This is a genomic window from Hyphomicrobium sp. 802, from assembly GCF_000526135.1.
Taxonomy (GTDB): domain Bacteria; phylum Pseudomonadota; class Alphaproteobacteria; order Rhizobiales; family Hyphomicrobiaceae; genus Hyphomicrobium_B.
This window is the reverse complement of sequence record NZ_JAFM01000001.1, coordinates 3,126,313-3,142,473: the sequence shown is the minus strand read 5'-3', so window position 1 is coordinate 3,142,473 and position 16,161 is coordinate 3,126,313. Positions and strand designations below refer to the sequence as shown.

Annotated in this window: 13 protein-coding genes; 8 read left to right on the top strand and 5 right to left on the bottom strand. The window is 60.7% G+C overall.

Going from position 1 to position 16,161, the window contains the following annotated elements:
- Positions 1-143: 143 nt before the first annotated feature.
- Both HYP802_RS23865 and HYP802_RS0116010 read right to left on the bottom strand, forming a co-directional pair.
- Positions 144-320, bottom strand: a complete 177-nt coding sequence (locus tag HYP802_RS23865) for a hypothetical protein (RefSeq protein WP_013948402.1) — start codon at positions 318-320, stop codon at positions 144-146.
- Positions 321-353: 33 nt separating this feature from the next.
- A complete protein-coding gene (locus HYP802_RS0116010) occupies positions 354-4,112 on the bottom strand; it encodes a vitamin B12-dependent ribonucleotide reductase (protein ID WP_013948401.1) in 3,759 nt (1,252 codons plus the stop codon).
- A 677-nt stretch (positions 4,113-4,789) separates the two neighbouring features.
- Between HYP802_RS0116010 and HYP802_RS0116005 the strand changes: the two genes are divergently transcribed.
- Together HYP802_RS0116005 and HYP802_RS22975 are read left to right on the top strand one after the other, a co-directional pair.
- A complete protein-coding gene (locus tag HYP802_RS0116005) occupies positions 4,790-5,188 on the top strand; it encodes an NADH:ubiquinone oxidoreductase subunit NDUFA12 (protein ID WP_013948400.1) in 399 nt (132 codons plus the stop codon).
- Positions 5,189-5,347: 159 nt separating this feature from the next.
- Complete coding sequence (locus HYP802_RS22975) at positions 5,348-5,869, top strand: DUF2155 domain-containing protein (protein WP_155831249.1); 522 nt, start codon at positions 5,348-5,350, stop codon at positions 5,867-5,869.
- A 66-nt stretch (positions 5,870-5,935) separates the two neighbouring features.
- On the opposite strand, the gene hemB is transcribed toward HYP802_RS22975, so the two are convergent.
- On the bottom strand, positions 5,936-6,898 hold the full coding sequence (hemB, locus tag HYP802_RS0115995) for a porphobilinogen synthase (RefSeq protein WP_244421046.1): 963 nt from the start codon (positions 6,896-6,898) through the stop codon (positions 5,936-5,938).
- Positions 6,899-7,146: 248 nt separating this feature from the next.
- Positions 7,147-8,289, bottom strand: a complete 1,143-nt coding sequence (locus tag HYP802_RS0115990; RefSeq protein ID WP_013948397.1) for an extensin family protein — start codon at positions 8,287-8,289, stop codon at positions 7,147-7,149.
- Between the two features lie 281 nt (positions 8,290-8,570).
- Here HYP802_RS0115990 and HYP802_RS0115985 point away from each other — a divergent pair, with 281 nt between their 5' ends.
- From HYP802_RS0115985 to glyA, 5 genes are all read left to right on the top strand, one after another.
- On the top strand, positions 8,571-9,686 hold the full coding sequence (locus HYP802_RS0115985; RefSeq protein WP_013948396.1) for an enoyl-CoA hydratase/isomerase family protein: 1,116 nt from the start codon (positions 8,571-8,573) through the stop codon (positions 9,684-9,686).
- Positions 9,687-9,905: 219 nt separating this feature from the next.
- Positions 9,906-10,415: a winged helix DNA-binding protein gene (locus tag HYP802_RS0115980; protein ID WP_013948395.1), complete on the top strand. Its 510-nt coding sequence runs from the start codon at positions 9,906-9,908 to the stop codon at positions 10,413-10,415.
- Positions 10,416-10,571: 156 nt separating this feature from the next.
- Complete coding sequence (locus HYP802_RS22465) at positions 10,572-11,924, top strand: L,D-transpeptidase family protein (protein WP_013948394.1); 1,353 nt, start codon at positions 10,572-10,574, stop codon at positions 11,922-11,924.
- 238 nt (positions 11,925-12,162) lie between these two features.
- Entirely contained in the window at positions 12,163-13,395 is a 1,233-nt protein-coding gene (gene hemA / locus HYP802_RS0115965; protein WP_013948393.1) for a 5-aminolevulinate synthase, read from the top strand.
- Between the two features lie 194 nt (positions 13,396-13,589).
- Positions 13,590-14,894: a serine hydroxymethyltransferase gene (gene glyA / locus HYP802_RS0115960; RefSeq protein WP_013948392.1), complete on the top strand. Its 1,305-nt coding sequence runs from the start codon at positions 13,590-13,592 to the stop codon at positions 14,892-14,894.
- 78 nt (positions 14,895-14,972) lie between these two features.
- On the opposite strand, the gene HYP802_RS0115955 is transcribed toward glyA, so the two are convergent.
- A complete protein-coding gene (locus HYP802_RS0115955) occupies positions 14,973-15,557 on the bottom strand; it encodes a flavodoxin family protein (protein WP_013948391.1) in 585 nt (194 codons plus the stop codon).
- 95 nt (positions 15,558-15,652) lie between these two features.
- On the opposite strand from HYP802_RS0115955, the gene HYP802_RS0115950 reads away from it, so the two are divergent.
- Positions 15,653-16,093 (top strand): helix-turn-helix domain-containing protein, encoded by a 441-nt coding sequence (locus tag HYP802_RS0115950; RefSeq protein ID WP_013948390.1) that lies wholly within the window; start codon positions 15,653-15,655, stop codon positions 16,091-16,093.
- Positions 16,094-16,161: the final 68 nt, after the last annotated feature.

Below are 16,161 nucleotides of genomic sequence, written 5' to 3'. Positions count from 1 at the left end.
CCCGGCGAAGGCCGGGATCCAGTCAAGCCGAAAACAAACAAGGCGCCACATGCGATGGCGCCTTGCAGAAATACGGTCGTCTCCGACGAGCCTCGCGCTGGATCCCCGAACGCGTCGCTACGCTCACATGTTCGAGGATGACGTTAGTTGTGTTCTTTTCGAACGCCTTTGAAAGGTGTGCCGTCTTGCTTCACATCCATGAAGCGACCGGTTTTATCATCGCGTTTGACCCACTGATCCGTCTTGGGATTATGGGTTTGGCTGCGATCACGCACTGCTCCATTTCTGTGGCCGTCGCCTTTTGGGGGATTTGTCGCCATTTTGATCTCCTGGGGAAAGATGGAAGGACTAACTCAGCTGCACCCGCTCGTTGATCCGCACGTATCGCACTTCAGGCACGTGCCGTTCCGGACCATCGTGAAGTTCTGGCACTCGGTGCAGGCGACGCCTTCGTAGCCGCGGAGTTTCGCTTCGGAGAGGCGCTGCTTGTAAAGCTCCGACTTCGTCAGAACCGGCGATGACACCGCCGCTTGCATCTCTTCGCTTACCGCCGACAGCGCATTCGCGCCGTGCGTCAGCGTCGATTCAACGTAGCGGGCGCTGACGTCGTAGCTCGCGTTTTGCACGGCGGCCGCACCAAGCGACGACGCCTTGGGACCCGAAACGTTCGTCGTCGTGCGGCTCGCGAGGCGAACCACGTCGGCGCCGCGAACGAGGCCCTTCGACACCATCTTCGTCACGCTCTCCGGCAGGTTGAGCGAAAGCTGCTCATCCGTATCGTCGTCGCTGGAGCCCAGCCCCGTCTCGCCGACGATTTCGCGCGGATCGACGTGCGCCAGATCGTGACGGCCGAGGTACGACACCGCCAGCTCGCGGAAGATGTAGTCGAGGATCGACGTCGCGTTCTTGATCGTCTCGTTGCCCTGCACGAGGCCCGCCGGCTCGAAGCGTGTGAAGGTGAACGCCTCCACGTATTCTTCCAGCGGCACGCCGTATTGCAGGCCGAGCGAGATCGCGATGGCGAAGTTGTTCATCAGCGAGCGGAAAGCAGCGCCTTCCTTGTGCATGTCGATGAAGATTTCGCCGACGCGGCCGTCGTCGTATTCGCCAGTGCGCAGATACACTTTATGCCCGCCGACAGCAGCTTTCTGCGTGTAGCCCTTACGGCGGCCAGGAAGCTTGTCGCGGCCCTTCGCCTTCTCGCGCTCCACGTAGACGACGCGCTCGACGATCTTCTCGACGATCTTTTCAGTCACGGTCGCCGTGCGAGCGGCAAGCGGTTGGCTCATCAGAGCATCCACGGCGTCCGCGGCCTCGTCTGCATCATCGCCGAGGATCTGGCTGTTGAGCGGCTGAGAAAGCTTGGAACCGTCGCGATAGAGCGCGTTGGCTTTGAGAGCCAGCTTCCACGACAGCATGTACGACTGCTTGCAGTCTTCGACCGTCGCATCGTTCGGCATGTTGATCGTCTTCGAGATCGCGCCCGAGATGAACGGCTGCGAAGCGGCCATCATGCGGATGTGGCTCTCGACCGAAAGGAAGCGCTTTCCCTTCTTGCCGCACGGATTGGCGCAATCAAACACCGGCAGGTCGTCGGCCTTGATGTGCGGTGCACCCTCAAGCGTCATCGCTCCGCAGACGTGTTCGTTGGCGGCTTCGACGTCTTTCTTCGAGTACCCGAGGTGCGCGAAGATATCGAACGACGGATCGTTGAGCTTGTCGGCTGGAATGCCGAGTTTGCCCGTCATGAAGTCGTCGCCGAGCGTCCAGCGGTTGAACACGAACTTAATGTCGAACGCGGTCGCCAGACCCTTCTCGACCTTCGCCAGCACGTCGTCGGTGAAGCCCTTGGCCTTCAGCGTGCCCGTGTTGATGGCGGGTGCCTGGGCCAGCGAGCCGTGGCCGACTGCATAAGCCTCGATCTCGGCGATCTGGCTTTCGCGATAGCCGAGCGCGCGCAGCGCTTCCGGCACCGACTGGTTGATGATCTTGAAGTAACCACCGCCCGCGAGCTTCTTGAACTTCACGAGTGCGAAGTCGGGCTCGATGCCGGTCGTATCGCAGTCCATGACGAGGCCGATCGTGCCGGTCGGCGCGACGACGGTCGCTTGAGCATTGCGATAGCCATGCTCCTGGCCGAGTTCGATCGCCCGATCCCAGGCGCGCTTTGCAGCGTCGCCGAGGCGCGCATCCCTCAGAGCGTCGTGATCGAGCGGCACCGGCGCAACCGAGAGCTGCTCGTAGAACTCGGCTTCGCCATGAGCGGCGCGGCGATGGTTGCGCATCACGCGCAGCATATCCTGCGCATTCGGCGCGTAGCCGGGGAAGGGGCCAAGCTCTTCCGCCATCTCTGCGCTCGTCGCGTAGGCCACGCCCGTCATGATCGCAGAGATCGCACCGCAGATCGCGCGGCCTTCCTCTGAGTCATAAGGGATGCCCGACGACATCAAGAGGCCGCCGATGTTCGCGAAGCCAAGGCCCAGCGTGCGATAGCGGTACGAAAGCTCCGCGATCTGCCGCGACGGGAACTGCGCCATCAGCACCGAGATTTCGAGCACAACCGTCCACAGGCGGCAGCCGTGCTCATACGATTCGATGTCGAACGACTTATCCTCGCGGCGGAAGCGCAAGAGGTTCAGCGACGCCAGGTTGCATGCCGTGTCGTCGAGGAACATGTATTCCGAGCATGGGTTCGAAGCGCGGATCGGTCCCGACTGCGGGCAGGTGTGCCAGTCGTTGATCGTCGTGTGGAACTGGATGCCGGGATCGGCCGAGGCCCACGCCGCAAAGCCGATTTGCTCCCAGAGATCCTGGGCGCGGATCGTCTTCGTTACCTTGTTGCCAAGGCGAGAACGCAGGTTCCAGTCTTTGTCCTCGACGACGGCGTTGAGGAAGTCATCCGTCACGCGCACCGAGTTGTTGGAGTTCTGACCGGCGACCGTGAGATAGGCCTCGCTGTCCCAATCGGTGTCGTAGGTGTCGAACTCGATGTCCTTGTAGCCCTGGCGCGCGAACTGGACGACGCGCAGGATGTAGTTCTGCGGAACGCCGTCACGCTTGGCTTCGCGGATCGCGATCTTCAGCTTGGGGTTCTTCGTCGGCTCGAAGCAGGCGTCGCCTTCCGCTTCGCAGTTGACGCAAGCCTTCATCACAGCCTTGAGCCGCTTCTGGCAGATCTTCGAGCCGGTGACGAGCGCCGCCACCTTCTGCTCTTCTTTGACCTTCCAGCCGATGTATTCCTCGATATCCGGGTGATCGACATCGACGACGACCATCTTCGCCGCGCGCCGCGTCGTGCCGCCCGACTTGATGGCGCCCGCCGCCCGGTCGCCGATTTTGAGGAAGCTCATCAGGCCCGACGAACGGCCGCCACCCGACAGCTTCTCATTTGCGCCGCGCAGCGACGAGAAGTTCGAGCCCGTGCCCGAGCCGTATTTGAAGAGGCGCGCTTCTCGCACCCAGAGATCCATAATGCCGCCCTCGTTGACGAGGTCGTCGGCAACCGACTGGATGAAGCAGGCGTGCGGCTGCGGATGCTCGTAAGCCGACGTCGACTGCACGAGTTCGCCCGTCTGATAGTCGACATAGAGGTGGCCCTGGCCGGGGCCGTCGATGCCGTAGGCCCAGTGCAGGCCGGTGTTGAACCACTGCGGCGAGTTCGGCGCCGCCATCTGCATGGCGAGCATGTAGCGCAGCTCGTCGAAGAACGCCTGCGCGTCTTCCTCGGACGAGAAGTAGCCGCCCTTCCAGCCCCAGTAGGTCCAGGTGCCGGCGAGACGGTCGAAGACTTGGCGCGCGTCCGTCTCGCCGCCGAAACGCTCGTTGTCCGGCAGCTCGGCAAGAGCGGCGTCATCCGGGGCGGAGCGCCACAGCCACGACGGAACCTGCGTTTCTTCGCACCGCTTCAGGCGCCGCGCCACGCCCGCCTTGCGGAAGTATTTCTGCGCCAGGATGTCAGCTGCAACCTGACTGAACTGTTCGGGGACATCGAAGCCTTCGAGACGGAAAACGATCGAACCATCGGGGTTCTTGATTTCTGACGTCGCACGCCGGAACGGGATCGAGGCATAAGGAGAAAGGCCGGCTTTCGTGAAACGCCGTGTAATCTTCATGTGAAAGTGCCCCCGAATTGCGCGGCGCGCAGCGGTGTTGCTGGGCGCCGTATGTGATTTTTTGGACGCCACGCGCTCGGAGCCCTGCAACTCCGGCGAACGGCGGGTCGAAAACGCGGATGGACAGCCCGAAGGCGCCTCGTCGGCACTCAACACACCGGTCGCAGTTTCCCCGTGCCCGCGAAGACACCGAAAAGGCGACTCCGCCGGCCTCATGCCGACCCGAAGTGTGTGATTGCGACGAAGACTCGCGCGCTACGCTGGAACGCTACTGAACCGAACAGCTGCGAAGTCGTCGTCAACCGATCTCGAACGGTCCGTCTTACGAATGTCGCAACAGGGCCAAAGTTAGGAGATTCGAAGCCGATCCGACAAGGGAAATTAAATAGATGTTGGGGTGGCAGAGACAACAAGCACTACATCTAGTGGTGTTAACAACTTCCGGCCGGAGTTGGCGTTTGTCGCGCATTCGTTGGGGTTTTGCCGGGCCTCTTGGCCGTTGGTGGTGTGGACAGGACTTAATTATGTCCGTTTTTTCGATCCGGCTGCTGACGAGCTTAGTGCGATTCCGCGTCAGCTCTGTTGCATGCCTGCACCGGCTCAATGGCGTCTGGACATCACCGCCGAAGAACCGCTAATTCGTGATCAGGGTAGCAGCGGCAAAGGATGCCCGAACGATGAGCTTATTCAGCGAGATTTTCTGCTGGTGGGGCGGCAATACCTGGGGCACGCGCCTGTTTACGTGGCGCAAAGGCAAGCTCGTCGGCGAGGACCAGTTCGGGAATCGCTATTTCATTCAGAGAAGCGGCGTCGGCCCGCTGGGCGTTCCGGCGCGTTGGGTCATCTATCCCAAGCTCTCGGAAGCGAGTCAGGTGCCGCCCGAATGGCACGGCTGGCTGCATTATACTGTCGATACGCCGCCGACCGAAGAGCGCTATCACCCGCGCCCCTGGCAAAAGCCGCATCAGATGAACATGACCGGCACGGCGAAGGCTTATCGCCCCAAGGGATCGATCCTGGGCACCGGCCAGCGCGCGGCATCCGCCAGCGACTACAAGGCGTGGAAGCCGAATTAATCGAGATTAATCCGGCCGAACGAAATATCGCCCCCTTTGGCGGGCAATCCGGCGAGGCGCGGTAGCGCGTCTCTGGGGAATGGGTTTTTGCAGTTGAGACAGACGGACTTGTTAGATTTCGGGCGCCGCACGAAGGTCTGTCGCCGTGCGGGTGCGTTCGTGTCGGGGTTGCTTCTTTCTGGCGCGCTCGCGGCTCTGACCGCGCCGCCCGCAGCAGCCGATCGCATTGAAAATCAAGTCGCCGTCTTTTCAGCGCTCGATAAGGTGACGGCGCACATCTCGAAGATCGAAGTCGAACTCAACAAGACGGCGACGTTCGGCGCGCTCAAGATCACGCCGCGCGCGTGCTATTCGCGCCCGCCCACCGACGAGCCCAAGACGGACACGTTCGTCGAGATCGATGAGTCTCAGGTTGACGGTTCCGAGAAACGTATTTTCACCGGCTGGATGTTTGCCGAAAGCCCCGGCATCTACGGCCTGGAGCATCCGACATATGATGTCTGGCTGACAAAATGCGAGAAGCCGATCCGCACCATCGCCGAGGACAATCCGAACGCTGGTACGGTAGCGCCGTCCGACGATCCGAACCAGGCTGGTGCCGCCGCGGCCGCAGGCGGTAACGCCGCCCCCGCCGATCAGATCCCGCCCGACCAGGATTTCCGCCGCCGCGTCCGGCGCTAGCTTCTCACCGCCATCTCGGCCGAGCGCGGGCCTCGCAAACTCGTCAGATCGAAATGACGAGATAAGCTACTCCGCCAACAATTTCGCGACTTTGGGCGCGAAGTATGTCAGCACGCCGGACGCGCCCGCGCGTTTGAAGGCCAACAGGCTTTCGACCATTGTCTTGTCGGCATCGAGCCAGCCGCGCTCGAATGCACCGGCTAGCATCGCGTATTCGCCCGACACTTGGTACGCGAACGTCGGCACGCCGAATTCGCTCGAGACCCGCTGCACGATGTCTAGATAGGGCATGCCGGGCTTCACCATGATCATGTCGGCGCCTTCGTCGAGATCGAGCGCAACCTCGCGCAGCGCTTCCTCGGTGTTCGCCGGGTCCATCTGATACGTGCGCTTGTCGCCCTTGAGCAGACCCGTCGAGCCGACCGCATCGCGAAACGGCCCATAAAATGCGCTCGCATACTTCGCGGCATACGACATGATCTGCGTGTTCTTGAAGCCCGCCGTCTCGAGCGCGGCGCGAATGATGCCGATGCGCCCGTCCATCATGTCCGAAGGAGCGAGAACGTCGGCGCCAGCTTCCGCCTGCACCAGCGATTGCTTGACGAGCGCGGCCGTCGTCTCGTCGTTCACGATCTCGCCGCCGACGATCAGCCCATCATGCCCATGGCTCGTATAGGGATCCAGCGCCACGTCGAGAACGACCCCGATGTCGAGCTTGGCGGCCTTGATCGCGCGCGTCGCCCGGCAAACGAGATTGTCGGGATTGAAGGCTTCCTCGGCGCTCTCGCTACGCTTCTTGGGGTCGGTAAACGGGAAGAGGGCGAGAGCCGGGATGCCGAGCGCCTCGGCTTCCTTCGCCGCCTCGACGATCAGATCGACGCTCAACCGTTCGACGCCCGGCATCGACGCCACCGGAATGCGCTTGGCTTCGCCATCGACGACGAACAGCGGCCAGATCAGATCGTTCGGCGAAAGCAGATGCTCGGCAACGAGGCGGCGCGACCACGGGCTTTTCCGGTTTCGGCGCATGCGAATTGCCGGAAATCCGCCGGAAAGAGAGTCGGGCGGCGTGCCTGCATTGGCGGCGGAAGACGTGGGGCGCATGCGAGAAGACATGGGAAAAGTCCTGCTGACGTGTCGATCCGTTCCTGAGATGGCGGAACCGCGGGGACAATGGACACGTGCCGGCCTTCCGCGCAAGCCGCGTTACGCAGGTCAGATATCCGCAGGCGCCAGGCTCGTTTCCTCATCCCCTGGCCTAGAGAGGGCGGTCGGTCCTAGTCGCAGATCTTGCCGAACTTCCGCTGGGCCATGTCGATGTGAAAATGGTTCCGGTGCGCGGCATTCGCTTCCGGTCCAAGCGTCGTGCCGAACGTCCGGCAGGCCGAGGCATGCGCTTCCCGTAGGAAGGCCTGCATTTCCGGCGACGGGTTTCTGAGGCCGACAGGAAACGCCGCCTTGGGCGTCGCTGTTTCCGGGCCCGGTCCGCCGAGCCGGTTCACATCCGTGGCCGATGCCCACGACGACGTGACCACGACATTCGACACGCCTTCGATGATGGTCGAACGCACGAGCCCAGCCGCCGCCGCGCCCGTCGTCGACGGAACGATGGATGGCAACGCCCCCTGCGCCGGATTGCTGGCGACGTTTGTTTGCGCAGTCTTGGCGGCCGCGTCTTGTGCTGCCTTCTTCCGCGCCTCGGCTTCAGCGGCAATCTCGCGCTGCGGCTTGCCCCAGTCGTCGAGCACCTCGGCCGTCTTCGCCGATCTGGTGATGAAACCGCCGATGTCGATGGCGTTTGCGAGCGCGTGCTCGCTGAGCTTCGTCGACTTGCGGCCATAGGCGTTGCGGCAGGAATAAGAGCTCATCGTCTCGATCCGGACGATTGCCGATTTGAGATGCTTGCGCGCTAAGGGCTGCACATCGTTTTCGAACCAGTTCGCGAGCTGCTCGACGAGATCGCAGCGCACGATCGCGGGCGGCGACAGCGCGACCTCCGGATTTTGTCCGATGCTGATGAGTTCGACCGGCGCGGGAGCCCCGCAAGCGCCGTCGCGGATGGGCGCGTGCGGGAGCGCCACGGCATGAATGCGCTGCAGGATAACGGCGCAATGCGCGCGGGCGTCGGCAATTTCCGTTTCCGACCAGGTGTCGGCAGGTTTCGCTGCGGCTTGCGCGTCGGCCTTGGCGGGATTGGTGGCGGAAGGCGTTGCATTGGCCGGATCGGCCGCCGTCGAAGCCGCCGCGGCGTTTGTTTTCGGCGCGGCTGTTTGCTGCGTGGGCTTATGATGTTTCTTGGTGGTTGTCGCGTCCGCATCTGCAGCAACGAAGCCGATCGCAGCGGATGCGCACGCGGCAGCAGCCACGACGGCGCGCCAATACGTTCGTTTGGCCGAATTGCGCTCGTATGCTGTCATCATGATTGTCTGTATGCGGCCTGGTATTTCAACGCGGGCGAGATTTCGAAAGCCGATGCAAGGCCGGGGCGCGACGCATGCCCGCGCAGTCACGCACTTATAATCATCGCAGAGTTTGCGTCCGCGGCCAAGTCATTGGCGTTGCACGGCAGTTACAAGTTCTGGACAAATTCCGTGAGCCTTGTGACCGATTGTGCTTTATCGCCGCAAAAACTAGCGAGCCCGGTGGAAACGGGGCATAGCATAACGATCAGAATCAAAGCACGTCTACGATCGAGCAGGCAGTGAACGAACCTAAGATCGCCATCAACGCGGCCACACCGATGCAGGCTGAGAAAATCGTCGCCGCCCAAACACAGGCGTTGCAGACGTTCACGCTTAATCGGCCGTCGTCGCTCAATGCTCTCGACAATGAGATGTGCCGTGCGTTGCTCTCCGCCATCCCGCGTGTCGCGAGAAATCCCGACGTCTACATCGTTGCGCTCGTGTCGAGCAGTCCGAAAGCATTTTGCGCCGGCGGCGATGTTGTGGCGCTTTCCGCCGCCGCGAAAAGCGATATCGCGACGGCAAAAAGCTACATGCGAGACGAATATTCGCTGAACTGGTTGCTTGAATGCTTCTCCAAGCCGACCGTCTCTTTCATTGATGGGCTGTGCATGGGCTCGGGCGCGGGGCTTTCGGCGTTCAATACGCACCGCATCGCCGGTGAAAACTTCAAATGGGCAATGCCTGAGACGAAGATCGGACTTTTTCCCGATGTTGGGATTGCGCGCGTTCTGGCGAAAATGCCATGGCCGATCGGTCTCTATCTCGGCCTGACGGGGCGTTCGATCGGTCGCGCCGATGCGCAATGGCTGAGGCTCGTCACGCACTGCATATCGTCCTCGCATTTCGAAGATATTCGCGCCAAGCTCGCGGACGCCCAGCCCGTCGATCCGCTTCTCGATGATCTGAACCAGCCGCAAGAGCCAGGCGATCTGCAGAAAGAGCGCGGCCATATCAATGAGCATTTCTCCGAGCCGACACTTGACGGAATTTTTCGTTCGCTCGAAAGGGCCGAGGCGAAAGGTTCGGAATGGGCGCAACGCACGCTCTCTGGGTTGAGAAAGTGCTCTCCGATTTCATTGGCGATAACACTGCGCCATATCCAGAATGCGCTTCGTTTCGATATTCGCGATACGCTGATCGAAGATTATCGCCTCGCGGTGCGCTGCCTTGAAAATCACGATTTCCACGAAGGTGTGCGCGCTCTGCTACGCGATAAAGATGGCAAGCCCGTCTGGCAGCCGGGGCGTTACGAAGATGTTGCAGCCGACATCGTCGACGGTTATTTCAAGCCGCTGCCGGAAGGCGATCTCGAACTGCCGAGCCGCGCGGAAATGCAGGCCGCGCGCGTCTGAATTTGCGATGGCGTATTGCATCCAATTGTCGTTGCGCAATTAACGCGAAAATCACCACAAACAAATTTCATGTTGCTGACTGGTTAAAAAACCCTTGGAAATAGGGCCTGTCACTATTCTTTTACTATATCTATTTAGGCGAAATTCAGTCCTTCCCATTATCTATTTGTCAAAACCCGGGGCAAACCGGGTGGCGTCAAAAACATGTGAGGCAGGGTAATGAGTTTAGCGTATGAAGTGGCACGTCACCGCGCGCCCGTTCAAGAAGAAGGCTTTCGCGGTGAATATCTCCAGGCATTGCGCCTGATCGAACGCCTTCATCGGCTTTTGCTCGACGTCATCAAAGACGAATTCGATCGTCGTGGCGGCGCCGAACTCAACAGCGTGCAAGCGCTGCTGCTCTATAACATCGGTGAGAGCGAATTGACCGCGGGCGAATTGAAGACGCGCGGCTATTACCTCGGCTCGAACGTCTCCTACAATCTGAAGAAACTCGTCGATATGGGCTACATTCACTACAAGCGGTCGGACACCGATCGCCGCTCGGTGCGTGTCAGCCTCACCGACAAAGGCCACGAGGCCCGCGACGTCGTCAGCAAGCTCTATCTTCGCCAGCTCGGCTCCGTTCAAACCGTCGGCGAAGTGTCGGGCGATGACGTCAAGAGCCTGAATAAGGCGCTGGTTCGCCTGGAACGTTTCTGGTCGGATCAGATCCGCTACCGCCTGTAATACGGACGATTGCGCCACTCCCCGGGTTTGCCATGCTGTTGTCCCGCAGCATAAAATGGGCCGTTCCTTAAATCCGGAGCGGTCCTTTTTCGTTTCCAGTTATTCGGTTAGACTGTCCCTGAGAAAAGCCGCCAAGGCGAGGGGCAGGGGGACGACGTGCATATCGGGCGATCGACATTTGCCAGGGCGGGCTCAACCGCCCGCAGAATCGCGCCACTGCTGGTCGGTATCGGTTTCGTGACGCTTTCCGCCGCCGCATGGACCGGCATGGGAAGTGCCGCCGCCCAGAGCTTCGGCTGGATCAATTTCGGCCCGACCGGCAACGATGCGCCAGGTTCCTCGCTCTCGACCAATCCGACCGACCCCGATTTCGTCCGCGAGTGGGAAGCCAACCCGCCGAAGGGCTTCGCCACGCTCGCGAAGGCGAACATCGAAGCGACGAAGATGGCCGTCCGTGAGTATCTGATGATCGTCAGCCGGGGCGGCTGGCCGCAGCTTCCGGTGCCGCCGAACAAGACGCCGCGCGATAGCCTGCTGCAGTATGGCACGACCGATCCAAGCGTCCCGCTTCTCCGGGCACGCCTTGCAGCGTCTCGCGATTTGCGGAGCGGCAATACAACTTCGACCTATTTCGATTACGAGGTCGACAAGGCGCTGAAGCGGTTCCAGGCGTCGAACGGGTTGACCCCGACCGGCATCGCCGACAAGCGCACGATCATGGCGCTGAACGTGCCTGCCGACGTACGCCTAAAGCAATTGAAGGCCAATCTGGCGCGCCTCCAGGAAGTTATCCCGACGACGCAGAAGAAGTACGTCGTCGTGAACATTCCTGCCGCCCAAATCGAAGCCGTCGAGAACGGACAGATTGTTGCCCGCTATGCCGGCGTCGTCGGCAAGGAAGATCGTCCGACACCGCTGCTGCGCACGCCGATCACCGATCTGAGCTTCAATCCGACCTGGCGCCTGCCGCCGACGGTCATCGCTGAGGATCTGATTCCGCGCGGTCAGCAGATGCAGAAGAAGGGACAGAACGTTCTGCTGAAATTCGGGATCGACGCCTACGACGGCAGCGGTAAGAAAGTCGATCCGGCTAAAATCGACTGGGACAAGGTCAAGCCCGGCACCTACCGCTATAGCCAGAAGCCCGGCAAGGAGAACCCGCTCGGGTTCCTCAAGATCAATTTCAACAGCGCCCACTCAGTTTACATGCACGACACCCCGTCCGACCGCATTTTCGGGCGGAATTTCCGATCCGAAAGCTCGGGCTGCATCAGGGTTCACAACATCGAAAATCTGGCGATGTGGTTGCTTGCCGGACAAAACGGCTGGAATGCCGACCGGATCGAGCAAATGAAAGAATCAGGCAAGCCGATGGACGTCCGGCTGAAAAAACCCGTTCAGCTGCTGTTTGTTTACATTAGCGCCTGGGCCACGGCCGACGGGGTCGTCCAGTTCCGCCGCGACATCTATCAAAAGGACGGCGTCGGCGAGATCGCGGCCTCATATTAGTTCAGAGAACGGTCTACATACCTCGGTATGGTTTGATGCGCCTCAAGGTTGGTTGTGGTGCTTTAGAATAATTGCAAAGGTTCTGGGCAGGAGCGTTGGGTGTTGAAGAAAGTCCTTGAACCTGACCAAAATTTCATGCAACTGCGCGACGAAACGGCACTGGTTCTTTGTGCCCTCCGGGGCCATAAAGGCTGAAAAATAAAATGAACGTCGTGCTTTTGGGAGCGGAAACCAGAAGATGAATTACGAGCAGAAGCTCTCCGATGCCCTCGATGCCGTCAAGAAAGAAGGCCGCTACCGCGTCTTCGCCGACCTGAAGCGCCGCCGAGGTTCCTTTCCCAAAGCCGAAGTGATCAAGGGCGAGGCTGCCAAGCCCATTACCGTATGGTGCTCGAACGACTATCTCGGCATGGGCCAGCACCCCAAAGTGCTTGCCGCCATGCACGAAGCGATCGACCTCGTTGGTGCCGGTTCGGGCGGGACGCGCAACATCGCCGGCACGACCCACTATCACGTCGAACTCGAAAACGAACTCTCCGACCTCCACGGCAAGGAAGCCGCTCTCGTCTTCACCTCGGCCTTCGTTGCCAATGAAGCGGCCCTATCGACGCTGGCCACGCTCTTTCCGGGCTGCGTGATTTTCTCGGATGAAAAGAACCACGCTTCGATGATCGCCGGCATTCGCAATGGCCGCGGACCGAAGCAGATCTTCCTCCATAACGATCTCGCCGATCTCGAAGCCAAACTCAAAACGGTGCCGCGTGAGACGCCGAAGATCATCGCTTTCGAGAGCGTCTATTCGATGGACGGCCACGTCGCCATGATCGGCGCCGTCTGCGATCTGGCGAAGAAATATAACGCTCTGACGTATCTCGACGAAGTGCATGCCGTCGGCCTCTATGGTCCGCGTGGCGGCGGCGTCGCCGAACGTGACAAAGTCATGGATCGCGTCGACATCATCAACGGCACGCTGGCTAAGGGCTTCGGCGTCATGGGCGGCTACATCGCTGCCTCGAAAACCATCTGCGATGCCATTCGCTCCTACGCGCCGGGCTTCATCTTCACGACGTCTTTGGCGCCCGCCATCGCGGCTGGTGCTGTTGCTTCGATCCGTCACCTGAAGTCGAGCAGCGCTGAGCGCGAGGCGCACCAGGAACGTGCCCGCACGTTGAAGCGCAAGCTCGCTGCGGCCGACCTTCCGGTCATCCAGGGGCCGAGCCACATCGTGCCGGTGCTCGTCGCCGATCCGGTGCGCTGCAAGGCGCTGACGGACGTTCTCCTTGATCGCTACGGCATCTACGTCCAGCCGATCAACTACCCAACCGTGCCGCGCGGTACGGAGCGTTTGCGCCTGACGCCGTCGCCGCATCACACCGATGCCGACATGGATCACCTCGTTAACGCCCTGTCCGAGCTGTGGTGTCAGTGCCCGCTGGCGCTGATGGAAAGCCTCGCCGAAGCCGCCGAATAGGGCGGGTTCGCCGAGCAGGACCTGACTACCCCTTTGAGCCAAAAGCCCCATCCGCGCCGATATTACGCGCCCGGGTGGGGTGTTGAGCCCTGGCGCCTGAGCCCTTACTATGGTTGAACCCGCGTCCGGCCGGGCTTGACTTAACGGTCCCCGCCAGCGCTACAAAAACATTTCCAAAATCAGGGGAAAGCTCAATGTCGACTGCACCGGCCGCAGCAAACTCGCAGACGTCGCGCTTCTTCAAGGCGCACCTCTCGGAGACCGATCCCGAGGTCTTCTCCGCCATCCAGAAGGAATTCGGACGTCAGCAGCACGAAATCGAGCTGATCGCATCTGAGAACATCGTGTCTCAGGCTGTGCTCGATGCTGCAGGTTCCGTTCTGACGAACAAGTACGCAGAAGGCTATCCGGGCAAGCGCTACTACGGCGGCTGCCAATACGTCGATATCGCCGAAGAACTCGCGATCGACCGCGCCAAGAAGCTGTTCAACTGCGGTTTTGCCAACGTTCAGCCGAATTCGGGCTCGCAGGCCAACCAGGGCGTCTTCAACGCGCTGGCGAAGCCGGGCGACACGATCCTCGGCCTGTCGCTCGCTGCCGGCGGACACTTGACGCACGGCGCACCCGTCAACCAGTCGGGCAAGTGGTTCAACGCTGTCCATTACATGGTGAAGCCGGACACGCACCTCATCGACATGGACGAGGTCAAGAAGCTTGCCCACGAGCACAAGCCGCGCATCATCATCGCCGGCGGTTCGGCCTATCCGCGCAAGATCGACTTCGCAGCGTTCCGTGCGATTGCCGATGAAGTCGGCGCGACGTTCCTCGTCGATATGGCCCACTTCGCCGGTCTCGTGGCCGCTGGCCTTATCCCGAGCCCGTTCCCGCACGCCCACGTCGTCACGACGACGACGCACAAGACGCTGCGCGGCCCGCGTGGCGGCATGATCCTGACGAACGACGAAGATATCGCGAAGAAGATCAACTCGGCGATCTTCCCTGGCATCCAGGGTGGCCCGCTGATGCACGTCATCGCTGCGAAGGCCGTCGCTTTCGGCGAGGCGCTGCGCCCGGACTACAAGGTCTACATCAAGAACGTCATGGACAACGCCAAGGCTCTTGGTGAGGTCATGGTGCAGAACGGCTTCGCGCTCGTCTCGGGCGGCACCGACACGCACCTGATCCTCGTCGACCTTCGTCCGAAGAAGATCACGGGCAACAAGGCCGAGAAGTCGCTCGGCCGCGCGCACATCACCTGCAACAAGAACGGCATTCCGTTCGACCCCGAGAAGCCGATGGTCACGTCGGGCATTCGTCTTGGCTCGCCTGCCGGCACCACGCGCGGCTTCGGCGTCGCCGAGTTCCAGGAGATCGGACGCCTGATCTCCGAAGTTCTCGATGGTCTGTCGAAGAACGGCGAAGAAGGCAACGCGGCTGTCGAAGAAGCCGTGAAGGCCAAGGCGACGGAGCTCTGCGCCCGTTTCCCGATCTACGCTTAAGCGCGATGTAATGAAAAAGGCCGTGCGGCGCTCGCCCCACGGCCTTTTTTCATGTCTGCGAAGCCGAGCGATCGGGCTTTACGCGCCCTTCTTCCAGCGCGTGGCAGCTTCGGCGATGCGGGCCCCGAAGAGTTCCGCCGTCTTCCTGTCCTGTTGTGGTGGCGCTTTATCAGCGCCTTCGTCGGCATTCGCTTGCGTCATGAGGCCGAGAAACGATCCCAGGCGATTAATGGCTTCGGGCGTAGTCGTCGTTGAATTGTACCCCGGCATCATGCCCGTGCCGACCCAGACCATTCCGTGCTGACCGGCAAAAACCGCTAACTGGGTGAGCGTTGACAGCTTATCGCCCGACCAACTCGCCGAATTCGTAAAGCCGGCCGCGATCTTGTCTTTCCAGCCCCGCGTGTACCAAACCTGCGAGGAAGCATCCATGAACTGCTTCATGACGGCGGAAGCCGAGCCCATGTATGTCGGCGCGCCGAACACGATGGCGTCCGCATTCGCAAGCTCGTCCCAAGGCCCTTGGTCGGAGGCGGTAAGGTCGTCAGCTTTGTAAAGCCGGGCTGTGGCGCCCGCGACCGTTTCTACACCTTTGGCCACATGCTCGGCGACGACGGCGGTGTGGCCATATCCAGAGTGATAGACGACAGCGATAGTAGTCATTTAGCGTTCTCCGCACTTGCGATCTGCCGAGGTCGCATATACGGGGTGGGAACTAACGGTAAAGTACGCACCTTTTGGTAACTATAGATTAAAACATGCCAAGCACCGATCCATTGAAGAGATTGAAGGACGATGCAGAAAAGCGGGGTTCTCTCGCTGCAAACATCTATGCGGAAGCTTGCCCGTCGCGCGCCCTGCTTGAACTCGTGGCGGACAAATGGACGCTACTCGTCATGCCCGCGTTACGCCGCGGCCGAATGCGCAACGGCGAACTCATGCGGCTGGTTGAGGGCGTCTCGCAAAAAATGCTGACTCAAACTCTGCGTACTCTTGAGAGCAACGGGCTCGTGCGACGCATCGATCGCATGGAAGTCCCACCTCATGTTGAATACGAACTGACTGAGCTTGGCCACTCCCTGGCCGACGCAATGCGCAAGCTTGATTCGTGGGTTGAGACGCATATCCAGGCCGTCGAAAAGGCCCGTGAGGAGTTTAAAAAGCAGAATCGGCCTAAGAACCGGCAACCGAAGCTTTGAGTTCTCTGAACTCTTTCACCCATATGAATTTGGTTCACAATTGCGCTTCCGTAAGGGATAACGCGCCA